Source organism: Bacteroides sp. DH3716P, assembly GCF_025914115.1.
GTDB classification, from domain to species: Bacteria; Bacteroidota; Bacteroidia; order Bacteroidales; family Bacteroidaceae; genus Bacteroides; species Bacteroides ovatus.
In genome coordinates this window covers 3,068,944-3,092,611 of record NZ_CP083673.1, presented here as the reverse complement: position 1 = coordinate 3,092,611, position 23,668 = coordinate 3,068,944, and the positions used below count along the sequence as shown (strand labels likewise).

15 protein-coding genes are annotated in these 23,668 nt (G+C 40.3%); 12 read left to right on the top strand and 3 right to left on the bottom strand.

Going from position 1 to position 23,668, the window contains the following annotated elements; genetic code table 11:
* Positions 1-365 precede the first annotated feature (365 nt).
* On the bottom strand, positions 366-1,382 hold the full coding sequence (locus KQP79_RS11335; protein WP_008642597.1) for a LacI family DNA-binding transcriptional regulator: 1,017 nt from the start codon (positions 1,380-1,382) through the stop codon (positions 366-368).
* A gap of 143 nt (positions 1,383-1,525) precedes the next feature.
* Between KQP79_RS11335 and rbsK the strand changes: the two genes are divergently transcribed.
* Genes rbsK through KQP79_RS11285 form a run of 10 tightly spaced genes read left to right on the top strand, consistent with a single transcriptional unit; the run spans position 1,526 to position 17,299 of the window.
* The gene (rbsK, locus tag KQP79_RS11330) at positions 1,526-2,440 is read left to right on the top strand and encodes a ribokinase (protein WP_008642596.1); all 915 of its coding nucleotides are present in this window, start codon (positions 1,526-1,528) and stop codon (positions 2,438-2,440) included.
* Positions 2,441-2,460: 20 nt separating this feature from the next.
* Positions 2,461-5,394 carry a SusC/RagA family TonB-linked outer membrane protein gene (locus tag KQP79_RS11325; RefSeq protein ID WP_008642595.1) on the top strand — a complete coding sequence of 978 codons (2,934 nt, stop codon included), beginning with the start codon at positions 2,461-2,463 and terminating at the stop codon, positions 5,392-5,394.
* A gap of 14 nt (positions 5,395-5,408) precedes the next feature.
* Positions 5,409-6,938 (top strand): RagB/SusD family nutrient uptake outer membrane protein, encoded by a 1,530-nt coding sequence (locus KQP79_RS11320; protein WP_008642593.1) that lies wholly within the window; start codon positions 5,409-5,411, stop codon positions 6,936-6,938.
* Positions 6,939-6,997: 59 nt separating this feature from the next.
* Positions 6,998-8,962, top strand: a complete 1,965-nt coding sequence (locus tag KQP79_RS11315) for an ADP-ribosylglycohydrolase family protein (protein ID WP_015531755.1) — start codon at positions 6,998-7,000, stop codon at positions 8,960-8,962.
* Positions 8,963-8,974: 12 nt separating this feature from the next.
* Positions 8,975-10,582 (top strand): ADP-ribosylglycohydrolase family protein, encoded by a 1,608-nt coding sequence (locus tag KQP79_RS11310; protein ID WP_061448448.1) that lies wholly within the window; start codon positions 8,975-8,977, stop codon positions 10,580-10,582.
* A 6-nt stretch (positions 10,583-10,588) separates the two neighbouring features.
* Positions 10,589-12,136, top strand: a complete 1,548-nt coding sequence (locus KQP79_RS11305) for an ADP-ribosylglycohydrolase family protein (RefSeq protein ID WP_061448447.1) — start codon at positions 10,589-10,591, stop codon at positions 12,134-12,136.
* Positions 12,137-12,148: 12 nt separating this feature from the next.
* Positions 12,149-13,747 carry an alpha/beta hydrolase gene (locus KQP79_RS11300; RefSeq protein ID WP_061448446.1) on the top strand — a complete coding sequence of 533 codons (1,599 nt, stop codon included), beginning with the start codon at positions 12,149-12,151 and terminating at the stop codon, positions 13,745-13,747.
* Position 13,748: 1 nt separating this feature from the next.
* Positions 13,749-15,272, top strand: coding sequence for an alpha/beta hydrolase (locus KQP79_RS11295; protein ID WP_061448445.1), 1,524 nt, complete (start codon positions 13,749-13,751; stop codon positions 15,270-15,272).
* An 18-nt stretch (positions 15,273-15,290) separates the two neighbouring features.
* Positions 15,291-16,298, top strand: coding sequence for a GRP family sugar transporter (locus tag KQP79_RS11290; protein ID WP_061448444.1), 1,008 nt, complete (start codon positions 15,291-15,293; stop codon positions 16,296-16,298).
* Between the two features lie 23 nt (positions 16,299-16,321).
* Positions 16,322-17,299, top strand: a complete 978-nt coding sequence (locus KQP79_RS11285) for a fibronectin type III domain-containing protein (protein ID WP_061448443.1) — start codon at positions 16,322-16,324, stop codon at positions 17,297-17,299.
* A 266-nt stretch (positions 17,300-17,565) separates the two neighbouring features.
* On the opposite strand, the gene ahpF is transcribed toward KQP79_RS11285, so the two are convergent.
* Together ahpF and ahpC are read right to left on the bottom strand one after the other, a co-directional pair.
* Complete coding sequence (gene ahpF / locus KQP79_RS11280; RefSeq protein ID WP_061448442.1) at positions 17,566-19,116, bottom strand: alkyl hydroperoxide reductase subunit F; 1,551 nt, start codon at positions 19,114-19,116, stop codon at positions 17,566-17,568.
* A gap of 85 nt (positions 19,117-19,201) precedes the next feature.
* Positions 19,202-19,768, bottom strand: coding sequence for an alkyl hydroperoxide reductase subunit C (gene ahpC / locus KQP79_RS11275; RefSeq protein WP_004307892.1), 567 nt, complete (start codon positions 19,766-19,768; stop codon positions 19,202-19,204).
* A gap of 212 nt (positions 19,769-19,980) precedes the next feature.
* Between ahpC and KQP79_RS11270 the strand changes: the two genes are divergently transcribed.
* Both KQP79_RS11270 and KQP79_RS11265 read left to right on the top strand, forming a co-directional pair.
* Entirely contained in the window at positions 19,981-20,502 is a 522-nt protein-coding gene (locus tag KQP79_RS11270; protein ID WP_061448441.1) for an NUDIX hydrolase, read from the top strand.
* 132 nt (positions 20,503-20,634) lie between these two features.
* Positions 20,635-23,652 carry a tetratricopeptide repeat protein gene (locus KQP79_RS11265; RefSeq protein WP_061448440.1) on the top strand — a complete coding sequence of 1,006 codons (3,018 nt, stop codon included), beginning with the start codon at positions 20,635-20,637 and terminating at the stop codon, positions 23,650-23,652.
* Positions 23,653-23,668: the final 16 nt, after the last annotated feature.

Here is a 23,668-nt window from a genome sequence, read left to right as displayed (position 1 = left end):
GCTATGAAATACATATTAATAGGGAAGTAATTACCTAAAAGTAACTAATGAAATCATTAGTGGCAATTGATTCAAAACCGTGCAGGAATGAATCAATTTTTAGGGATGTGATTGCCCTGAATCAAATCCCCCCCAATCCCCAAGAATTACAACTGAGCCCAAAACTCTTAATACTTATAAATTCATATAGTTGGTTCAAAAGGCAATGGTGTCAAGTACGCCTGACAATGGAAATGGAGGCAACGGAGAAGGTGGAAATGAAGACAGTGGTGAAGCACCGGATCCGGCAGCATAAGAAACGGTGTTAATATGTAAAAATCGGGCTTGACATTGTTCAAACCCGATTTTTTCTATTATATAAAATACTACTTTCTATCAGTTAACACCTTTATCGAATCCCGTTTTATAATATTAGGTTTCAAAAGAATCTCCGAATGTAGTTCAGTTTCTTCCAAAATCTTCTGCATCAACATTTTTACAGCAATAATGCCAATATTCTCCAATGATTGTGCAATACGAGTAATAGGAGGGTTCAAATAGTCCAGATATAAGTTATCATCAAACGAAATAATAGACATATCTTGAGGAATTCTCACTTTATGCTCATTTAATGCTTTGACGGCTCCCAAAAGAATTGTACTACTTAACGCAAATATAGCAGTAGGTTTTGTAGTAGAGTTCAGAGCCAACTTAGTCTCAATATAACCATTCTGAATCGAGAACTCATTTCCTCTTATCATTGCGTTATCCTGATAACCAGCTTCGCGAAGCGCATCAAGATACCCGCGCACACGTTCCTTAGTTGTTATAGAAATATCCGGCCCCTGAATACAGAGAATCTTACTATGCCCCGATTCTAATAATAATTTCGTTGCCTGATAAGCTCCTATATAATTATCAGTAGCTACGTATGGCAAATTATGCTTCTCAAAATAGCGGTCAATTAGCACAATCGGAGTTCTAGTACTAATTTCCTCGAGTTTAGAAGGGTTTTCACCGGTTGGAACCAAAATAATGCCGTCTATTTTACGCGATAGAAGCGAATCGATAGCTTTATTTTCCTGAACAGGATCTTCCAGGGTATCGATAAGCATGACAGTATAATTATAACGTTGTGCTTCACGGATGACAACACTTGCTATATTGGCAAAAAAAGGATTATCTATGTGTGGTACAAGAAGGCCTATAGTATATGTCGTGTTATTGCGCAAACTTTGCGCAACTATATCAGGCTGATAGTTCAATTCTTTAACGGACTGCAAAATAACCTCCTTAGCAGACTGGCTGATCCTATATTTCTCTGATTTCCCATTTAACACTCTGGAAATCGTAGAGATAGAGTACCCAGTTTTCTTTGATACATCAATCAGAGTTTTCTTCATTACTGGCTGTTTTTTGCGAAAATAACATTTTATTTGAGAAAAAAGCAAGAAAAATATTTTGTTTTGAAAAAAATTTCTATATTTGCACAAACGATTGCGCATCGTTTACGATTCAATTCGCCTTAATACTTAATACTCATTATATGGACACAAAGAAGAAAATCGTAGTGATAGGTAGTAGTAATACGGACATGGTTATCAAATCAGACCGTCTACCAAAACCAGGAGAAACAATTCTGGGAGGAAACTTCTTAATGAATCATGGCGGCAAAGGAGCTAACCAAGCCGTAGCTGCTGCAAGACTAGGAGGAGATGTCACTTTCATATGTAAAATAGGGAATGACATTTTTGGAAATGAAACCTTGGAAATGTTTCACAAAGAAAAGATCGACACTACTTATGTAGGAATTACCCCGCAGGAACCGTCAGGAGTAGCTCTTATCAATGTCGACAAAAAAGGGGAAAACTGTATTGTTGTTGCTTCCGGAGCCAACGGGACTTTATCTATTGATGACATACAGCATGCAGAACCTGCCATCAAACAGGCATCCATCGTCATCATGCAGTTGGAAACTCCAATCGAGAGTGTCACTTATGCAGCCAAAATGGCGAAAAAAGATGGAATTACCGTTATATTAAATCCCGCCCCTGCCCCTACCCAACAACTGCCTGACGAGTTATTAGCCAATGTCGACATTCTTATTCCTAATGTCACAGAGGCTGAAATCATCTCGGGAATGCACATTACAGATGATGAATCGGCAAAAGAAGCGATTCGTTATATTAGTTCGAAAGGCATAAAAACTGTCATTATTACGATGGGAGCCAAAGGAGCTCTCGCCTATGAAAACAATGAGTTTATCCACATTCCAGCCTTCAAGGTAGAAGCAGTAGACACAACCGCTGCCGGAGATACATTCTGCGGCGGATTGTGCGTAGCTCTGTCTGAGGGCAAAAATCTAAAAGATGCAATTATATTTGCAAGTAAAGCCTCTTCTATTTCTGTTACCAGAATGGGAGCACAAGTATCTATACCTTTGAGAAAAGAAATACAATAATCATCCTTAATTCTGTTATTATGATAAAACAATGTTCAATCCACGGTCTATTGACAAGTATGTTGTTAATAGTATTTTCTTTGATGAGCAATGATGCTATTGCCCAGAAGGCAATAAGAGGTACAGTCCTCGATGAAGCAAATGAACCCATTATCGGTGCCAGTGTCCTTGTTAAAGGTACAACAAATGGTTCTATTACAGGAGTTGATGGAACCTTCAATGTAAAAGCGAATCCTTCTGATGTATTGGTTATATCTTATGTAGGTTATGCAACTGTTGAACAACAAGTAGGAAATCAGACACAGCTTGTAATACACCTGCGCGAAGACTCGAAAGTGCTTAATGACGTTGTAGTAATCGGCTACGGCTCTACCACAAAGAAAGAGCTTACAGGATCGGTTACCAGCATGAAGAAAGATGACCTCAATCCTGGAACATTCACCAATGCTATGGGAATGTTGCAAGGAAAAGTGGCAGGATTACAAATTATCAACCCGAACGGTGCTGATCCGACAGCCAAATACGAAGTATTACTTCGCGGAACAAACACGCTTTCCGCAGGCCAAGGTCCATTAATTATTATTGATGGGGTGGCAGGTGCAGATATCAGAAATATCAATTTTCAGGAAGTGGAATCAATTGACGTATTAAAAGATGGTTCGGCAGCTGCTATTTATGGAACAAGAGGTACGAATGGAGTAATCATCGTCACAACTAAACGTGCAAGAAGTGGCAAAACGGAAGTTTCTTATGATGGGCAACTCACCGTGGGAGTCGTTTCACGCAGAGCAAAACCTTTATCGGCAAGCGAATACAAATCTGTTATCAAGGAATATCGCCCAGAATTGGAAAGTTATATTTTTGACAGTGATACCGATTGGTTTAAAGAAATTACACAAACTCCGTTCAGCCATAAGCACAACTTGTCTATATCCGGAGGTTCCGAGAAGTTCTCACACCACACTTCTTTCAATTATGAAAAGAGCGATGGCTTGCAAAAGCATAATAGCTCCGAAAAGCTAATGGCACGTACCAATATTCGCCAGTCATTATTAGATAAATGGGTCGATTTGGATTATAACCTGAATATCATTCATCGCAAATACAGCCCTTCCTCTACAAGTGCTTTTATGCAGGCATTTACCCATAATCCAACAGAGCCTGTTTATGACGACAGCGATCCGGATGCCGGAGGATATAGCCGTATCAAAGCAATGGAATATTACAATCCGGTAGCGATCATTAACGAAAGGAACATGGAAAGTAAGAATGATAATTATGGTGCAAATATTCGTGCTACTCTAAACATATTGCCTATAAAAGGATTAAAATGGGAGAACTTTGTTTCATACGACAAGGAACAATATGAGACACGTGAATACTACACACATTATTATCCAAGTTTAATAGGAACAAACGGGCAAGCCTATATTGAAAACTATCAGGAAAACGATACACAATATGAGTCTACTTTAAATTACTCGAATATTTTCGGAAAACATTCCATTCAGGCATTACTCGGATATACATACCAGTATACTTACAGCACATCTGCATCCATGACAAATTCCGGTTTCGACTTCGATGACAACCAGACTCATAACATCGGAACAGGAACGAATCTAACTGAAGGCAAAGCCAGCATGTCGTCCAATAAAGAAGATAATACATATATCGGATTCTTCGGACGTTTTATGTACAACTACGATGATAAATATCTTTTGTCTGCTTCACTACGTCGTGATGGCTCCAGCCGTTTCGGTGACAATAATAAGTGGGGATGGTTCCCGGCTGTCAGCGTAGGTTGGCGTATAAATAAAGAGAAATTCCTCTCGAATGTCAAATGGATCGATGATTTAAAATTGAGAGCCGGATACGGAGTTACCGGTAACCAGGATTTCTCAAACTACAAATCTTTGATGATGATGACTACAGCCGGTAAATTCTATTACAATGGCCAATGGATCAATACTTATCAACCTGCAAGTAATGCAAATCCGGATCTAAAATGGGAGAAAAAAGCAGAGTTCAACGTTGGTGTCGATATGACAATGTTTGACAACCGCCTCTCGTTCACTTTTGATTATTACAAACGGACTACATCAAACTTGCTATATGACTACATCGTGCCAACACCTCCTTATGTATATAATACCTTGTTTACGAATGTTGGAAAAGTAACTAATGAAGGAGTTGAGCTGACGATATCCGGTACACCTTTTAACACTAGGGACTTTACATGGAATACCTCACTTACCGTTTCGCACAATAAAAACAAATTGGTGAAATTCACCAATGATGAATTCACTAACGGAACATACAAAGTGGGATGGTCTACAAGTGCTGCCTGCTACACTCAACGTCTGATAGAAGGACAGTCATTGGGTACTTTCTATGGTCCTATATGGTTAGGAACTGATACAGATGGAAAAGATGTATTGCTAGGACAAAATGCAGACGGTTCCGTACCGGAAGAACAATGGGAAAAAATTGGCTGTGCTTATCCGGATGCCACTCTTAGCTGGAGTAATACCTTCAGATATAAGAAATTCGACTTGAGTTTCTCACTGCGTGCATCTATCGGCGGAGAAATTCTGAACAACTATGCGATGGAATATGAAAATCTAAGCAGCATCGGACTTAGAAATATCTCATCAAACTGGTTATCTCAAACGAATTTCACAAGTACGACCTATAAATATTCCTCCAAATATATAGAGGATGCTTCTTATTTAAAACTAGATAATGTTACCTTTGGATATACTTGGGATTTCACATCTAAAATGATAAAAAGACTAAGATTGTCTCTTACTGCACAGAATATATTCTGTATCACCGGTTATTCTGGTGTCGACCCAGAAGTTGCCCTTTCCGGACTGGAACCCGGTATGGAAAGTTTGAGCTATTATCCGCGTACAACAGAATTTACTTTTGGAGTTAATATAGTATTCTAAAAAATAAGATTACCATGAAAAAGACAAATATAATATTAAGTTTCGTTATCTGTATATTATTATACGGATGTACCGATCTTAGCGAAACTGTTTATACAGGAGTAGCTATGAATGACTTCTTTAAAAATGAGAAGGAACTGGTAGCCAATGCAGGTAGGGCATATACGAAATTACAAGGATACAATTCCGAACAAAGTTTATGGACGCTACTTTTACAAGCTTCTGATGAATGTGCTGTTCCCGCTTGTGGTGGTTCCTGGTACAGTAATGGACGTTATGAAGAAATCCAGACGAATAAAATTCCACCTGCAAATAAATTATTAACAAGGGGCTGGAACTGGATATTTAATGGTATTGCTGCATGTAATGAAATTATTTACGAAACGGAACTATCACCTATCCAGTTTGAAGGAAAAGAGAAGATTATAGCCGAAATGAAAATACTGCGTGCTTTCTACTATTACCAAGCCATTTCTTGTTGGGGAAACGTACCTTTCACAACTGACTACACGGAAACCGGATACCCGGAACAAAAAAGTCGTGAATATATTTTCAATTATCTGGAAAAAGAAATTAATGACAATATCGAGTTCCTAGACAGGGAGCCTTCAGATACTAATTATGGACGGGTCACACAAGCTGCCGCTTATTGTATTCTTGCGAAAATGTATCTGAATGCAGAAGCATGGTTCGGTACTCCAATGTATGACAAAGCAGAGAAAGCCTGTAAAGACATTATGGATATAGGTGCTTACAGCATTGAAGACTCCTATTCTACTAACTTTGACATTAAAAACGAAGATTCTAAGGAGAACATCTTTGTAATCCTTTATGATAGAGTATATACTAGTGGTAGCAGTAGTTCATTCTATCTGCATACGCTGACATTGGAAGCTGCATCACAAGCAACATTTAATATTCCGGCAGCCCCATGGTCGGGTTTTCTCTGCCAACCAGACTTTTTCCAAACATACGCAGAACAAGATCTTCGCAGAAGTCAGAGCTGGTTATACGGTCCTCAAGTAGACCTAAGCGGAAAGGATCTTGGTTTCGAATATACTCCTGTCTTCTCCGAAGAAAAATATTACAATAGCAACGGAGGACGTGGCACATACGATGGTGCACGCTGCTGGAAATGGCATTACCAGACTGATGGTTCTTTAAAAGAATATACAGTTAGTATGGACAACGACTTTGCCATCTTCCGTTATGCCGATGTTGTATTAATGTATGTAGAAGCTTTGGTACGACAAAACAGAACAAGTGAGGCCATCCAACTGGCAGACTTCAAGAAGATTCGTACAAGAGCAGGTCTTGATGCATATACTACAAGCCAATTGACGATTGATGAACTTTATGCAGAACGAGGCAGAGAACTGGCATGGGAAGGATGGCGCCATGAAGATATGATACGTTTCGGAAAATATCTGAAAAAATATTGGGCACACCCTGACCAAAGTTCAGAAACTTTTAGAAATGTATTTCCAATTCCTACGGATATTTTAAATGCAAATCCAAAATTATCTCAAAACAAAGATTATTAACCACAATTGGAAGGTTCACATAGAAAAGTGTACCTTCCAACAAATCAACCCTGATAAGTATGAAAAAACCAATCATCTTTTTACTTGTTTTAATTACTAACATCTTATTTATCTCTGCACAGAAGATTTCAAAGACAGAGTTAAAAGACAAAATAGCCGGAGCTTGGATCGGGCAAATGGTAGGAAACATATATGGACTTCCTTTTGAGAACAAGTTTGTAGATGAACCTGCCCCAGAATCCAGATTTCCATTCGGTTACACTAAAAATATAGATAAATTGCAGAAGTATAACGGTGCATTCTCTGATGACGATACTGATGTTGAGTATATCTACTTACTATTAATGGAGAAATATGGCGTAGAACCTACTTATGCCAATATGCGTGAAGGATGGGTGTATCATATCCGTGACCGTGTATGGCTAGCCAATAGGGCTGCACTCGGATTAATGCATCTTGGATTCACCCCTCCGTTCACAGGTGACGAAAATCTGAATCCGCACTGGTATCAGATCGACCCTCAATTGATTAACGAGATATGGGCGTATACAGCACCGGGAATGATTTCGTATGCTGCAGGAAAAAGTGATTGGGCGGCCCGTATCACAAGCGATTCGTGGGCGGTATCTCCCACTGTCCTATATGGTGCAATGTACGCTGACGCTTTTTTCTGCAAGGATATCCGCAAACTGATTACACGAGCCTTGAAAGAACTGCCTGCTGATGACAGATATGCGATAGCTGTAAAAGAGATGATTGCTTTATATGACAAATATCCTAAAGATTGGGTAAAAGCACGTCAAATCATGGCTAAAAAATATTACATAGATGAGCCAGCCATGACAAAAACAATCTGGAATGCTAATCTGAACGGATTATGCGGGATTTTGGCTATGTTGTATGGCGAAGGAGATTTCCAACGGACGCTGGATTTAAGTTGTGCAATGGGATTTGACTGCGATAATCAGGCAGCCACCATCTCCGGACTTCTAGGAGTAATGTACGGTGCAAAGTCTCTTCCCGAAAGTTTGACCAAACCTATCGAAGGATGGGAAAAACCCTTCAACGACCGGTATATCAATATCACCAGGTTTGATATTCCCGATGCTTCCATTGAAGACATGATTGAACGTACTTACAACAAAGCAATCGAACTGGTTTGCTCTAAAGGAGGAAAAGTGAAAGGTGATATGGTATATGTTAACCCTAAAGCACAATTCATTCCCCCGATGGAATTCTGTATCGGCCCGAATCCGGACTTGGAAATCGGACAGCCTACCGATTACTCATTTGCCTGCAGAACAAATGCTGATTTCAAATGGGAACTGGTAAAAGGTAAACTTCCGGCAGGAGTTACATTCCAAAACGGTAAACTGGCAGGAACTCCTACAGAAGCCGGAAAATATCCGATTACCCTACAATTAAGCGCAAATAACAAGAACTCAATCACTAAAGACTTTGAGTTATTAGTTAAAACCAAGAATATAGCCTCCAAGGCTGATACTATTTACGCAAATATCCGTAAACTGAACGAAGAGGTGCTCGATTCTTGCTGGATTACCTTTGGAAAACCGATGTACGCAACAAATGTAGAAGTAATTAATGACGGAGTCAAAGATGGCGTAGGATCTGTATTTTATTCATTAGCGGCCAAAAGTAATCTGCCTAAAATAGACTATTTCGGATACGGTTGGAAAGAAGAGCATAACATCAATATGCTTGTTTTAGATATGGGCTGTCTGGAGGAATTCGGAGGATGGTTTACTTCTCTAAACATTCAATATCTTGGAAATGACGGACATTGGTATGACGTAGGTAAATTCAAATCAACTCCGGCACTTCCCGAAACCGATATTGTATTTTTCCAACCTCCGTTTGCACAATATGTTTTGGAATTTCCGGCAGTAAAAACCAAGGGAATACGCGTACTAATGGATGCAAAAGTGCAGGAACACTGGCATAAATACACAAAGAATGTATCATCATTCATATCTATTACCGAACTAGGAGTTTACGAGAAATAAAGGAAGAGAAAAATGAGGAAAATAATTACGATATGTATCATAGGGCTTTTTGCTCTCAACGTACAGGCCCAGCCTGTAAAAACTTTAAAGTTATCTGATAAAGAACTTTTAGATAAGATTAAAGGAGGATGGGCAGGACAAACCATTGGTGTCGTTTTCGGAGCACCTACAGAGTTTAAGTTCACGGGAACTTATATTCAAGATTACCAGCCGATCCCCTGGGCGGAAGGTTACGTAAAATATTGGTGGGAAAAGAAACCCGGATTATTCGATGATATTTATAACGATTGCACGTTTGTTGAGGCATTTGACGAACTTGGCCTGGATTGTTCACAAGAAGAACTTGCCAAAAGATTTGCATTCGCTGATTATCATTTGGCTCATGCTAACCAAGCAGGTAGATATAATATCCGCCAAGGTATCATGCCACCGGCTTCCGGTCATTGGTTGAATAACCCACATGCAGACGATCTGGATTTCCAGATCGAAGCAGACTTCATTGGTCTGATGGCTCCGGCAATGCTGCCGGAAGCATTGGATATCGCCTCCAGAGTAGGCCACATTATGAATAGCGGTGATGGTTTTTATGGTGGTGCTTTCGTAGCAGCTCTTTATAGCTCCGCTTTCTATGAAAAGAGTCCTGAAGCGATTCTAAAAACCGCAATCTCCGTTATACCTGAAGAGAGTACATTCCATCAATGTATTCAGGATGTAATCAATTTCCATTCTTTGCACCCGGACAACTGGAAAGATTGCTGGTACTTCCTGCAAGAAAAATGGAACTGCGATGTAGGATGTCCCAAAGGCGTATTTCTAAACTTTAATATTGACGCCAAGCTCAATTCCGCTTTCGTAGCATTAGCTATGCTTTACGGTAAAGGAGACTTCACCAACTCTGTCGATATTGCAACACGCTGCGGACAAGATTCTGACTGTAATCCGTCTACAGTCGGCGGTGTACTCGGCGTCATGTATGGGTATGATAAAATCCCTTCATTCTGGTTAAACCCTTTGAAAGAAGTAGAAGACTTTACATTTGAAGGAACGAATATGTCGTTGGCAAAAGCATACCAAATGAGTTTCGATCAAGCTAAACAACTCATAGTCAAAACAGGTGGAAAAGTATCTGGTGGGGAGATAGAAATTCCAATCAAAAAGGCGGATGTACTTCCTTTAGAACAAAATTTTGAAAACACCTATCCACTTTACAGAGAACGCAAAGACTGCTTCCTGACAGATACGTTCGAATTTGATTTCAATGGTAATGGGTTTGTTATCTGGGGCAATATTTGCTGCACAAGAAGTATTACTCCCGATTACATCAATCGTGTATCTACACGCCACATCGGTTCCGAGGTCTTCGGATTGGCAGAGCCCAATGATCCATACGTTGCTAAAGTGGAAATATGGATTGACGGAGAGTTGGACCATGTAGCAACTTTACCCATGAGAAATACAGACCGCAAAGTAGAACCGGCTTGGAAATACCTCATGAAGGAAGGAAGACACCACGTTAAAATGAAATGGTTAAACCGCAAAAAAGACTACATTATTCGCATCAACGACATAATGTATTATTCAGAGAAAAAAGAACATGATAGATTTTACTTTAATAAATAAGTTAAGATGAAAAAAATCCTGATTAACATCATTCTACTATTTATCTTTTCCATATCGGGAACGGCACAAATAGAATATGGGAAAACAGTTGAAATAAGTAAAGATGTACTGCTCGACAAAATTAAAGGAGGATGGGCCGGACAAACCATAGGGTGCACCTATGGAGGTCCTACAGAATTTAAATACAGAGGAGCGATCATTCATGAAAAAATTCCCATAATCTGGTATGATGACTATTGTAAAGACATCTTTGCTGAGGATCCGGGATTGTATGATGATGTATATATGGATCTTACCTTTCTGGAAGTAATGCAAGAAGAAGGGATAAATGCCCCTGCTGAATCATTTGCCAAAGCCTTTGCAAACGCTGATTACAAATTATGGCATGCCAACCAGGCAGCCAGATATAACATATTGCATGGTATTATGCCGCCGGCATCCGGGCATTGGAAAAATAATCCGCACGCTGACGATATTGATTTCCAGATTGAAGCAGACTTCATTGGAATGATATGTCCGGGGATGGTAAATACCGCATCCGATTTTTCGGACAAGATAGGGCATATCATGAACTACGGCGACGGATGGTATGGAGGTGTATACATGGGAGCAATGTATGCATTGGCTTATGTAAATAATGACATTTATACAATTGTCACGGAAGCTCTTAAAACAATACCCGAACAAAGTAAATTTCACCGTTGCATCACAGACGTGATTAAATATTGGAAACAATATCCCGATGACTGGCGTAAATGCTGGTTGGAAATAGAAAACCGTCATGCTTTTGAGATTGGCTGCCCGGAAGGGGTATTCAATGCATTTAACATTGACGCCACTATCAACGCGGCTTACTGTGTTATGGGACTTTTATATGGCAACGGCGACTTTTTCAAAACAATGGATATAGCCACTCGTTGCGGACAAGACTCCGACTGTAACCCGGCAACTGCCGCAGGAATTCTTGGAGTCATACAAGGCTACAAGGCTATCCCCGAATACTGGAAACCGGCACTCGAAAGATGTGAAAATATTAAGTTCCCCTACACAGATATCTCTTTAAGTTCTGTATACGACATTAATCTCAAACTATTGAGTGATGTATTAAAAGCAAACGGAGGAAAAATAAAAGGAGATAAATACTATACCACGATTCAAAAGCCAAAAACCGTAGCATGGGAAGTTTCTTTTGAAGGCTTATATCCTTCTGAAAGAAGAGTTATCAAATATGATCTCGGTACAGAAAAAACATTTGAGTTCAATGGCAAGGGAGTTGTTTTAATGGGGATGATCAGACAAGATGTTAAAGATAGTAATGACAATTACATCGCCATTCTGGAGGCCTACATTGACGGCAAGAAAGTAGAAACCATAGAAATGCCTTATGACTACATAAAAAGAAAGTATGACATTTTCTATAATTATGATTTAGAGGAAGGACCTCACAAACTGGTTATTAAATGGATTAATCCGAATGAAAAATATGCCGTTCAATGTAAAGACATGGTGGTTTATTCATCCACACCGGCAGAGCCAATCAATCCTTATAAATAAAAGAGAGAAGCCATGAATAGAAAACTACTCCTATTATTAGCCTTATTATTATTTTCCTACGGATTGTTATCATGTTCGTCTGATGATAACAGTCCGTCCGAAGGCGAACAGACCGATACACCGGAACTGTTTACCAAACGCTATAATCCCGATCAAAGTTTTTACAGCAAAATATTAGGACAAGAAATCAAATATTCCGTATTACTGCCTCAAGAATATCTATCGGAAAGTACGGGTAAATATGGAGTAGTTTTCCTTCTACATGGCTGGGGAGGGAACCAAAGTTCATGGGGACCTTCAGGTCTGAATATTCAAAGCATAGCTGATGCGCAAACCAGCAATGGTAGTATTCGCCCATTGATCTACATCATGCCGGAAGGTTTCAACTCTTATTTTTGCAACCGCTATGACGGAAAGTTCAACTATATGGATATGTTCATTAATGAACTCGTACCCCTGATTGATAAGCGGTTCCGAACAACAGCCAGTAAGACGGAAAGAGCTGTTGCCGGATTCTCTATGGGAGGTTTCGGGGCATTAAGTATAGCATCGCAACATCCTGAAACATTCTCGGTTTCAATAGGATTAAGTCCCTCTCTAAATACAGATGAACAATACATCTCTTTGTCACAAGACGGTTGGAATCTTCAATGGGGAAACAACTTCGGAGGAAGCGGCCAGACAGGAACAGGCAGGCTGACAAGCTATTATAAAAGCCAATGTCCGCTACACTTTTTCAAGGATAAACCAAGTTCCACATTTCAAACAGTACGGTATTACATAGACTGCGGTGATGATGAAGAAAGACTATATGCAGGAAACGGTGAATTACATTCTCTATTACGGGACAAAAATATCAAGCACGAATATCGTGTACGGAACGGTGCCCACACTGACAGTTATTGGCGTGAATCCATGAAAGAGGCACTGCCTTTTATCGAACGTTCATTCAAAGGAGAAAACTATCCGCAGGAAACTCTGAAAAAATTCACAGAGGAATTACATGCTACTAATAAAAACATAAAAGTAGGTAATTCCAATATCGAACTATGGTTACCGGATGACTACAATTCCGAACTAACTTACAAAGTTCTTTATTACAGCAAAGGAGAAGGTAATGTTAATCTTACAACAGAGAAGGTGGCAGTGGCATTAGATTCTCTTATGCAAATCAAACGTATGATAATCGCCGGTTTTGATGTAAAGGAGGTTATTCAAAATGAAATAAGTTTTTCAACTATTACCGATGCAATAGAGAAAACGATTCATACTGAAAGTAATGCAGACTTCAGATTAGGATTAGCCTATGGTTCAGAAGCTGATTACTTATACAAGCAATCATCAGGTAATACCCCTGCCATCAATTTTTTCTTTGCAGAAGATGCGGGTATTAACAACCTTTCTGACGAGAACCTGGCCAAAATTTATTATTTGGATATAACAGACGGAGGTAGTAATTACAATAGTATGCTTACTCTATTCAATGGATTGCGGGATGCAGAGGTTCCAGTACAATATCGTGTCAGAAACGGACTGGATAGTGAACAGTCCGCCCAAACAGGTATTTATTCAATGAGTTATTACATTGGTGAACAGTTAATAAAGAAATGATATGAGGAAGATACTGTTATATATAATCCTATCTCTATCAGGTATAGATGGAGCTTGGGCACTTCCCATAGAAAAAGAAGGGATGAATATTTATAGTCCCTCTTTAAAGCAAGAAGTCTCCTATTCTATTATCCTACCGGAAGGTTATGAACATTCAGATATAGAATATCCTGTTTTGTATATGTTTCATGGAATAGGAGGTGATTATACCAGTTGGCTCGAATATGGCAATGTTGCCCGTGTAATGGACAAAATGATAAAAAAAGGAGAGGTTGAACCTTTCATTATGGTTATTCCTGACGGCTATTTGTCTTATTACAGTGACACCTATGATGGCAGTTTTCTTTATGAGACTTTCTTTATTAAAGAACTGGTTCCATATATTGATAACAACTACCGCACCCGCAAGAATGTTAGCGCACGTTCAATCATTGGTTTCTCTATGGGAGGATTCGGAGCATTGTCCGTCAGCCTACGCAACCGTAACTTATTTGGTTCTGTTGTTGCGTTATCACCATCTATCCGTACAGAAAAACAATATATAGAAGAAGAACCACAAAAAGAATGGGACAGTCAATGGGGACGGATTTTCGGAGGAGCAGGAAAGAATGGCAACCAGCGTCTAACCAGTTATTATAAGCAACATTCACCCTACCACATTCTTTCTACCCTCCGTACTTCCGATTTAAAAGGATTTGGAATCATGCTGGATATTGGAGATAAAGAAGGTACTTTATGCGAAAGTAATGAAGAACTGCACCGATTATTACTGGAAAGACAGATACCTCATGAATGGGAAGTACGTGCAGGAGGACATGATTTTACCTGTTGGAATGGAGCACTACCAAAAGCGTTCAGATTCATAAACAAATATTTCAATGAGAACCAGACAGGAAATAATGAGAGAAGCCTTCTTCTGAATGAGACACCATTTATCAAAATGGGCAATGCAACGGTTTATTATCCGGAACAGGCTCAAGGAAGCACAAGAGAATATCCTATTATCTACGTACAGGGAGAAATCAACGAGCAACAACAACAGACTCTCGTCAATCAATTTCATGAAATGGTAGACGATAATAGAACATGGCCTGCTCTTCTTTGCTTCGTTAAAACCAACGCAGACCTCTCAGCAACAATCTCTTATATAGAAAAGCAACTCTCCGAAATCAGAAGTTCCCAACGCATGAGGGCTTTAATCACTTTGAAAGATAACATCAAAGAAGGCATAGAAGCCATTCAAAGGGAAAATTTGTTTACCGGCATAGTCTGTGTAAACACCATCGGTGATGAAAGTGACGCTCTGAATTTTATAAAAGCGGTCAACTCTCATAAAAGATATCCCAGGTGCTGGATAGAAGTACTACCCGAGTCAAAAGAATATGGTTTTAGCAGTAATATTCATATCCTTTTGAAGGAATCAGACCTGGAACATGAGTTCCGGTCAAGAAAATGTAAAGAAACCAACGCTTTCAGCTATTGGGAGGACTGGATTATATATTTAAATAACAGAATTCATGTTTAACAATTAAATACTAATAGTATGTTCACAGTAAACAGTTATTTATTGGCAGTTATATTCTGCATCGTAACCATGATTTGTTGGGGTTCTTGGAGTAATACCCAGAAACTAGTTTCCAAAAATTGGCGTTATGAACTTTTTTATTGGGATTATGTGATTGGAATGGTATTGTTCACCATCTTACTAGGCTTCACAATGGGTAGTCATGGAGATACCGGACGTTCATTTCTGGAAGATCTGGGACAAGCATCTGGAGACAGTATCGGCTGGGTTATCTTGGGGGGCGTAATATTTAATGCTTCAAACATTCTTCTTTCAGCGTCCATCTCCTTAGCTGGTATGTCTGTAGCTTTTCCTTTAGGAGTCGGCATTGCACTGGTATTAGGGGTAATCGTCAATTATTTGGGAATTCCAACCGGCAATCCTTTGCTTTTATTCGGCGGTGTAGCTCTCATTGTTATTGCCATTATTTGTAATGGAGTGGCCTCCGGAAAAATGCAAAAGGGTGAAGAAAGCAGGAAAAACAACAAAAAGGGAATTATCATTGCATTAATAGCCGGCGTACTAATGTCCTTATTCTACAGGTTCGTAGTGAAAGGTATGGATGTAGAAAACTTCAATTCACCCGCTATAGGAATGATGACTCCTTATTCTGCAATCTTTGTTTTCTCAATAGGCGTATTGCTAAGCAATTTTGTTTTCAACACATTAGTGATGAAATATCCTTTTGTTGGAGAAAAAGTCAGCTACTCCGAATACTTTAAAGGAAACACGAAAACTCATATATGCGGAATGCTTGGCGGAGCGATATGGGGACTTGGTTCTGCATTCAGCTATATCGCATCAGGCGAAGCTGGTCCGGCGGTATCTTATGCACTAGGACAGGGCGCACCACTTATTGCCGCTATTTGGGGAGTATTTATCTGGAAAGAATTTAAAGGCTCAACGAAATCTGTTAATCAATTACTAGCCTTGATGTTTATCTTCTTCCTGGTTGGTTTGGGAATGATAGTAGTTGCCGGAAACTAATTATTAACCTTAAATAGAACAACATGAAAAAGTATTTTTACTTATTAACCATGCTGGCAGTAGTACTAAGTATGACCGCTTGCAGCGATGACGACAATCATCCCAATACCAACGTTCTGGATAAACCGGAAGTTACTGTTCCTGATGTAAAAGAGAGTTCTGCTGTTATTACATGGAAAGCCATAGGAAACGCAACAGCTTATATTTATAGTTTGAATAACGGTAATGAACAAAGTACTGACCAAAATACGATTCAACTGACAGGTTTAGAGCCGGAAAAAAGTTACACATTCAAAGTAAAAGCTCAAAAAACCGGATCGATCTACTTTGAAGATTCAGAGTATGCAGAAATCACTTTTACAACGACCTCTGAAGTAACTGTTTATCGGATAGCTACTTTTGCAGATGATTGGGATAAATGGTATTACGAATATAATGACAATGGTACGGTTAAACGTGTCTACAGACTAAATGGAGAAGAGTTGGATAGAGAATGGCTCTTTGCTTACGACGGAAACAGCGTCACGGTGACAGGTAAGAACGCATATACTATGACATTAAATAGCCAGGGGTATGTCGCTACTTTTGTAGATGGTTCGAATACATATGAATATACTTACGACGAGAATGGCTACATGACAAAAGCTGTAAAAAATGGCAATATCGCATCTAACATCACCATAGAAAATGGTAATATTACGCAATGGACCAGATTCTCTGATGGAGTAGAACAATTCAAGGTTCAGACCTATTCTGCCGTGCCTAATGTAGGCGGAGCACATTGTATCTATGCGGAAGGCAGTGGTCCAAGTCGTTGGCTGGTTGAAACAGGTCTCTTTGGAAAAGCTTCGGCCAATTGTCATACGAGTAGCGGCTGGCAGCATTCAGCCGTTGCATCTACTTACACATTCGAATATGATGAAAATAGTTGTATCAAAGAGGAAAGCAAGAACTATGACGGAGATATTGAGAAATTCTATTATACATATTTCTCCGAATAACACTTTATGAAATAATTATTTCATGGAGGTGTGTCAGACTTTTAGACACACCTCCATCATTTAAGGTTGTCAAAACTTTAGACTGTTTAGACTGTTTAGACTGTCATATCCAGTAAAACCTCTCTTTTTCTTGTTCTTCGTTTTTGGGGTTAATGTTAAATGTCTCAAAGCTAAGAAAAAAATAAAAAGCTACAAAGATATGGATTCATACCTTTGCAGCCCCGCTAATGTCTTGTTTGTGTGCTTTTTATATCTGAATATATCAATCAGATAATCCCTCTCACTCTATCGTCAAATGCAGAAAGCGCAGCTTTCGCCCCTTCGCCCATAGAGATAATAATTTGCTTATAAGGAACCGTAGAAACATCTCCGGCTGCATAGATACCCGTCGCATTCGTACGGCAATGTGCATCAATCATGATTTCGCCCGGACGGTTGGTTTCCACTATGTCGCGGAATACACTGCTATTCGCAGAAAGCCCGATCTGTACAAATACACCATCCAATTCCACCAAACGTTCTTCTTCCGTTTTGCGGTCTTTGATGCGTAGACCAGTCAGCTTATCACCATTTCCTATCACTTCCGTAGTCTGTGAACTTACAAACACTTCCACATTCGGCAATGATTTAAGTCGCTCTTGAAGTACACTGTCCGCTTTCAACTCATCCATAAATTCAAAAACAGTCACTTTGGAGCAGATACCTGCCAAGTCAATGGCTGCCTCAATGCCTGAATTTCCACCACCTACTACCGCTACATGCTTTCCTTTATAAAACGGGCCATCACAATGAGGACAGAAAGCGACACCACGACCTATATATTCGGCTTCTCCCGGAACATTCAGTTTACGCCAGCTTGCACCGGTTGCAATAATCAGTGCCGGAGCCAGGAATTTCTCACCAACAGAGGTAGTGATCTGCTTCTGTTTTCCAACCACTTCTACTTTTTCTACTTTACGATGCTCCAGTAAATCCACCGGATAACGCAACAAGTGAGTTTTCAGATTATCGGCAAGTTCATTTCCTGTCGTTTCCGGAACAGAAATTAGATTTTCAATACCCACCGTTTCTTTTACCTGTCCGCCAACACGCTCGGCCACGATAGCTACACGGAGTCCTTTACGGGCAGAATAAATAGCTGCTGATACTCCTGCAGGTCCTCCACCGGCTACAATCACATCATATTCTTTCACCTCTGCATTCGCTTTGGTTTCGTCAATACCATATTGTTCTTCCAACTTGGCAAGCAATTCGCCAAATTCACCACGGCCTACATGAAGTAATTTTCCATCTGCAAAGACAGAGGGCACTCCTTGTATTTTCAGTGCATCTACTTCGTCCTGATAAAGCGCACCGTCTACCATTTCATGCGTAATAGCCGGATTCAAAGTAGTCATTGCATTCAGAGCCTGCACTACGTCAGGACAGTTCGTACAAGTCAACGAAACATAAGTGGTCAGATGTATCGGGCCTTTCAGTGCTTTCACACGGTTGCAAACGGCCTCATCGGGAAAGTTCTTTCCTTTGCCGTCCAGATTCAGGATAGCCAAAAGCAATGACGTGAACTCATGTCCGTTAGGAATACCCCGGAATGTGATTCCGGTACGATCACCATTCCTTAATAAAGTAAACTTCAATGCTTCTCCCTCATTCACCGAGCAAGTGATATGATCGGAACAATCCGCTACATCTCCCAGCAGCTCCAATAATTCTGTTTTGTTTTCGTGGCTGGATGATACGAATATATCAAAAGTAAAATTTGCCTCCAGCCCAGCAAAAATACCCTTTAGTTGTTCTTTTAATGCAGATTCTAACATACCTTTTTTCCTTTCATTTTTTTAAAAGAAAGGCCGGCAGCGTCTCCCGTTACCGGCCTCCCATAATCACCATTATCAAGATCTATCAAATCTTACCTACCAGGTCGATGCTTGGCTTCAAGGTAGACTCACCCTTCTTCCATTTAGCCGGGCAAACTTCTCCGTCATGGCTGGCTACAAACTGTGCAGCTTCCACCTTACGAAGCAATTCACTTGCATCACGGCCAATATTGTTATCATTCAGTTCCACCACTTTAATCTTTCCTTCCGGATTGACAACAAATGTACCGCGATAAGCCATACCTTCTTCTTCGATATATACACCCAGTGCACGGCTCAAAGCGCCAGTCGGGTCTGCCAACATCGGGTATTGAATCTTGCGAATACTTTCAGAAGCATCATGCCAAGCTTTGTGCACGAAATGAGAGTCAGTACTTACCGAATAGATTTCTACACCCATCGCCTTGAACTGATCGTACTTTTCAGCCATATCCACCAATTCAGTAGGACATACGAAAGTAAAGTCGGCAGGATAGAAGAAAAGAATCGCCCATTTACCTTTCAGGTCATTGTTGGTTACAGTCTTGAAAGCTCCGTTGTGAAAAGCCTGAACGCTGAATTCAGGAAGTTGAGAATTTAAAATTGGTTCCATAATCTTTATTGCTTTTATTGTTATTAATTGGTTTGACTTATAACATCAGAAACAATCTTTTGTTTTTTGTTTCTGATGCAAAGATAAAGGCAGAAACCCCGCCTTTTCAAAAAAAGTCCAATCGAATATTTCTATGCTGTGATAGATGAAATTAATAAAAGCATTTTATACCTTTGCGTGCATAAACAAAAAAACTGGAAGTATATACGATTATGAAACATCCTCTAGCTCAATTCCTATATTGCCCCGAATGTGGTTCTCCGCATTTCGAAGTAAATAACGAAAAGTCCAAAAAATGTACAGATTGCGGCTTCGTCTATTACTTTAACCCTTCCGCCGCCACCGTAGCACTCATCTTAAATGAGAAAAACGAATTGCTTGTCTGCCGACGTGCCAAAGAGCCAGCCAAAGGAACTCTCGACCTACCCGGCGGATTCATCGATATGAATGAAACAGGTGAAGAAGGCGTAGCCCGTGAAGTGCTGGAAGAAACAGGGTTGAAGGTAAAAAAAGCAGTTTACCAGTTTACACTTCCCAATATTTATGTCTATTCAGGTTTTCCTGTACACACACTCGATATGTTTTTTCTGTGCACCGTAGAAGACATGAGCCATTTTTCGGCAATGGATGATGTAGCAGATTCTTTCTTCCTGCCTCTCTCCGAAATTAATCCGGAAGATTTTGGACTAGATTCTATTCGCCGAGGACTTAAAAAGTTTTTATCCGGCAGATAATTCGTTAAAATATAACAAATTACAGAAACATTTCCCCTTTCATTCTGTCTTATATTTTAATGAGCTTTAAATTAATAGCTATTAAAATACGTCATTGAAAGATATATAGTACTTTTGCATAAACACCCGATTATGAAAAAAGAAATTACTAGACTCATTTGTGCAGCCATCTGCTGCACGCCCATTATAGGATTTGCCCAGACAAGTGATAAGTTCACTTCGACTGACAATCTTTATAAAGAAGGAAAAGAACTTTTCCAGGAAAAGAATTATGCAGCTGCTCTGCCGGCATTGAAAGCATTTGTAAAACAAAAGCCTGCAGCCAGCCTTCTTCAGGACGCAGAGTATATGCTAGTCAGTTCGGCTTACGAACTGAAAGACAAAAACCGCATCGAACTCCTCCGCAAATATCTCGACCGTTATCCTGATACTCCATACGCTAACCGCATTTATGCGCTGTTAGCCTCCTGCTATTTCTACGAAGGAAAATATGATGAAGCACTGGCACTCTTCAACTCTGCCGACCTTGATTTACTAGGTAATGAAGAGCGGGACGACTGCACCTACCAACTGGCTACCTGTTATTTGAAAACCGATAATCTAAGAGAAGCAGCCATCTGGTTTGAAACTTTGCGCGCCAACAGTCCCAAATACGCCAAAGATTGTGATTACTATCTTTCCTATATCCGCTATACACAAAAACGCTATAGTGAAGCATTGAAAGGTTTCCTTCCCTTACAGGACGACTCGAAGTACAAAGCACTCGTCCCTTATTACATAGCCGAAATTTATACGCAGCTCAAAAACTATGATAAGGCACAAATTGTAGCACAAAACTACCTGTCAGCCTACCCGAACAACGAGCACGCTGCAGAAATGTACCGTATTCTGGGAGATGCCTATTACCATTTCAGACAATATCACCAAGCCGTAGAAGCATTCAACAATTACTTGAATAAGGATCGCTCGGCTCCCCGCCGGGATGCCCTTTACATGCTAGGACTCTCCTACTACCAAACAAAAGTATACTCCAAAGCAGCCGAAACATTAGGTAAGGTGACAACTGACAACGATGCCCTTACCCAAAATGCATATCTCCACATGGGACTCTCTTATCTGCAACTGGCAGAAAAAAACAAAGCACGCATGGCTTTTGAACAGGCAGCCGCCTCCAATGCTAATATGCAAATCAAGGAACAGGCAGCTTACAATTACGCTCTTTGCCTGCACGAGACTTCTTTCTCCGCTTTCGGTGAATCAGTTACTGCCTTCGAGAAATTCCTGAATGAATTTCCGACTTCTCCATACGCTGAAAAAGTCAGCAGCTACCTGGTAGAAGTTTACATGAATACACGTAGCTACGATGCAGCTTTGAAATCAATCGACCGGATTGCCAAACCAAGCGCGCAAATATTGGAAGCCAAACAGAAGATACTGTTCCAATTAGGAACTCAATCTTTCGCTAACGCCGACTTCGAACAAGCTCTGAAATATCTGAACCAATCCATTGCCATCGGACAATACAATCGTCAGACCAAGGCAGACGCTTACTATTGGTGCGGAGAATCCTATTACCGTCTAAACCGAATGGTAGAAGCCGCACGTGATTTTAATGCTTATCTGCAACTCACCACCCAACCCAATAACGAAATGTATGCGCTTGCCAATTATAACTTAGGGTATATCGCTTTCCACCGGAAAGACTATACGCAAGCAAGCAATTACTTCCAAAAATACATTCAACTGGAGAAAGGCGAAAATGCAACCGCACTTGCCGATGCATACAATCGTATTGGTGACTGCCACCTGCATGTACGTAACTTTGAAGAAGCCAAACAGTATTATTCGCAAGCCGAACAGATGAATACTTCTTCCGGAGACTATTCTTTCTATCAGCTGGCTCTTGTATCCGGTCTGCAGAAAGACTATACCGGTAAGATTACCTTGCTGAACCGTCTGGTAGGAAAGTACCCTGCTTCTCCTTATGCCGTAAACGCTATTTACGAGAAAGGGCGTTCCTATGTTCTCATGGATAACAACAACCAAGCCATTACTTCTTTCAAAGAATTGCTGACTAAATATCCTGAAAGTCCGGTCAGCAGGAAAGCTGCCGCCGAAATCGGATTATTATATTACCAAAAAGGAGATTACAACCAAGCAATCGAAGCCTACAAACAGGTTATCGAAAAATATCCGGGCAGTGAAGAAGCACGCCTTGCCATGCGTGATTTGAAATCTATTTATGTGGATCTCAACCGCATCGACGAATTTGCTGCTTTAGCAAATGCCATGCCAGGACACATCCGTTTCGATGCTAACGAACAAGACTCGCTTACGTATGCCGCCGCAGAAAAGATTTATGCACGAGGCAGAATGGAAGAAGCCAAAACAAGCCTCAACAAATACCTGCAAACTTTCCCGGAAGGAGCCTTCAGCCTGAACGCACATTATTATCTCTGCCTGATCGGAAACGAGCAGAAGAATTATGATATGATTCTTCTACATTCCGGTAAGTTGTTGGAATATCCAAACAATCCGTTTGCAGAAGAAGCACTAATCTTGCGTGCTGAAGTGCAATTCAACCAGCAAAATATGGCTGAAGCATTGGCTAGCTACAAAATGCTGAAAGAAAAAGCAACCAACGTAGAGCGCCGCCAACTTGCTGAAACGGGTATTCTGCGTTGCGCCTTCCTATTACGAGATGATATAGAAACCATCCATGCAGCTACCGACCTGCTTGCAGAAGCCAAACTTAGTCCGGAGCTAAGAAATGAAGCTCTTTATTACCGTGCTAAAGCCTACACCAAGCAAAAGGCTGACAAGAAAGCAATGGAAGACTATCGTGAACTGGCCAAAGACACACGTAACTCTTACGGTGCCGAAGCTAAATATCAGGTTGCACAATCCCTCTACGACGCAAAAGAATATGCCGCTGCAGAGAAAGAGTTGCTCAACTATATAGAACAGAGTACGCCACATGCTTATTGGCTAGCGCGCAGTTTTATCCTTCTATCCGACGTCTATCATGCTACGGGTAAAGATCTGGACGCACGCCAATATCTGCTAAGTCTGCAACAAAATTATCAAGGGAATGACGATATTGAAAGCATGATTGAAAGCAGACTTAGTAAATTGAAAGTTGAGAATTGAGAATAAAAAAATAGAA

What these genes read in the sequence shown, in the direction of transcription:
- KQP79_RS11335 (WP_008642597.1), bottom strand. Translation starts at nt 1,382, where the DNA reads ATGAAGAAAACTCTGATTGATGTATCAAAGAAAACTGGGTACTCTATC.
- rbsK (WP_008642596.1), top strand. Translation starts at nt 1,526, where the DNA reads ATGGACACAAAGAAGAAAATCGTAGTGATAGGTAGTAGTAATACGGAC.
- KQP79_RS11325 (WP_008642595.1), top strand. Translation starts at nt 2,461, where the DNA reads ATGATAAAACAATGTTCAATCCACGGTCTATTGACAAGTATGTTGTTA.
- KQP79_RS11320 (WP_008642593.1), top strand. Translation starts at nt 5,409, where the DNA reads ATGAAAAAGACAAATATAATATTAAGTTTCGTTATCTGTATATTATTA.
- KQP79_RS11315 (WP_015531755.1), top strand. Translation starts at nt 6,998, where the DNA reads ATGAAAAAACCAATCATCTTTTTACTTGTTTTAATTACTAACATCTTA.
- KQP79_RS11310 (WP_061448448.1), top strand. Translation starts at nt 8,975, where the DNA reads ATGAGGAAAATAATTACGATATGTATCATAGGGCTTTTTGCTCTCAAC.
- KQP79_RS11305 (WP_061448447.1), top strand. Translation starts at nt 10,589, where the DNA reads ATGAAAAAAATCCTGATTAACATCATTCTACTATTTATCTTTTCCATA.
- KQP79_RS11300 (WP_061448446.1), top strand. Translation starts at nt 12,149, where the DNA reads ATGAATAGAAAACTACTCCTATTATTAGCCTTATTATTATTTTCCTAC.
- KQP79_RS11295 (WP_061448445.1), top strand. Translation starts at nt 13,749, where the DNA reads ATGAGGAAGATACTGTTATATATAATCCTATCTCTATCAGGTATAGAT.
- KQP79_RS11290 (WP_061448444.1), top strand. Translation starts at nt 15,291, where the DNA reads ATGTTCACAGTAAACAGTTATTTATTGGCAGTTATATTCTGCATCGTA.
- KQP79_RS11285 (WP_061448443.1), top strand. Translation starts at nt 16,322, where the DNA reads ATGAAAAAGTATTTTTACTTATTAACCATGCTGGCAGTAGTACTAAGT.
- ahpF (WP_061448442.1), bottom strand. Translation starts at nt 19,116, where the DNA reads ATGTTAGAATCTGCATTAAAAGAACAACTAAAGGGTATTTTTGCTGGG.
- ahpC (WP_004307892.1), bottom strand. Translation starts at nt 19,768, where the DNA reads ATGGAACCAATTTTAAATTCTCAACTTCCTGAATTCAGCGTTCAGGCT.
- KQP79_RS11270 (WP_061448441.1), top strand. Translation starts at nt 19,981, where the DNA reads ATGAAACATCCTCTAGCTCAATTCCTATATTGCCCCGAATGTGGTTCT.
- KQP79_RS11265 (WP_061448440.1), top strand. Translation starts at nt 20,635, where the DNA reads ATGAAAAAAGAAATTACTAGACTCATTTGTGCAGCCATCTGCTGCACG.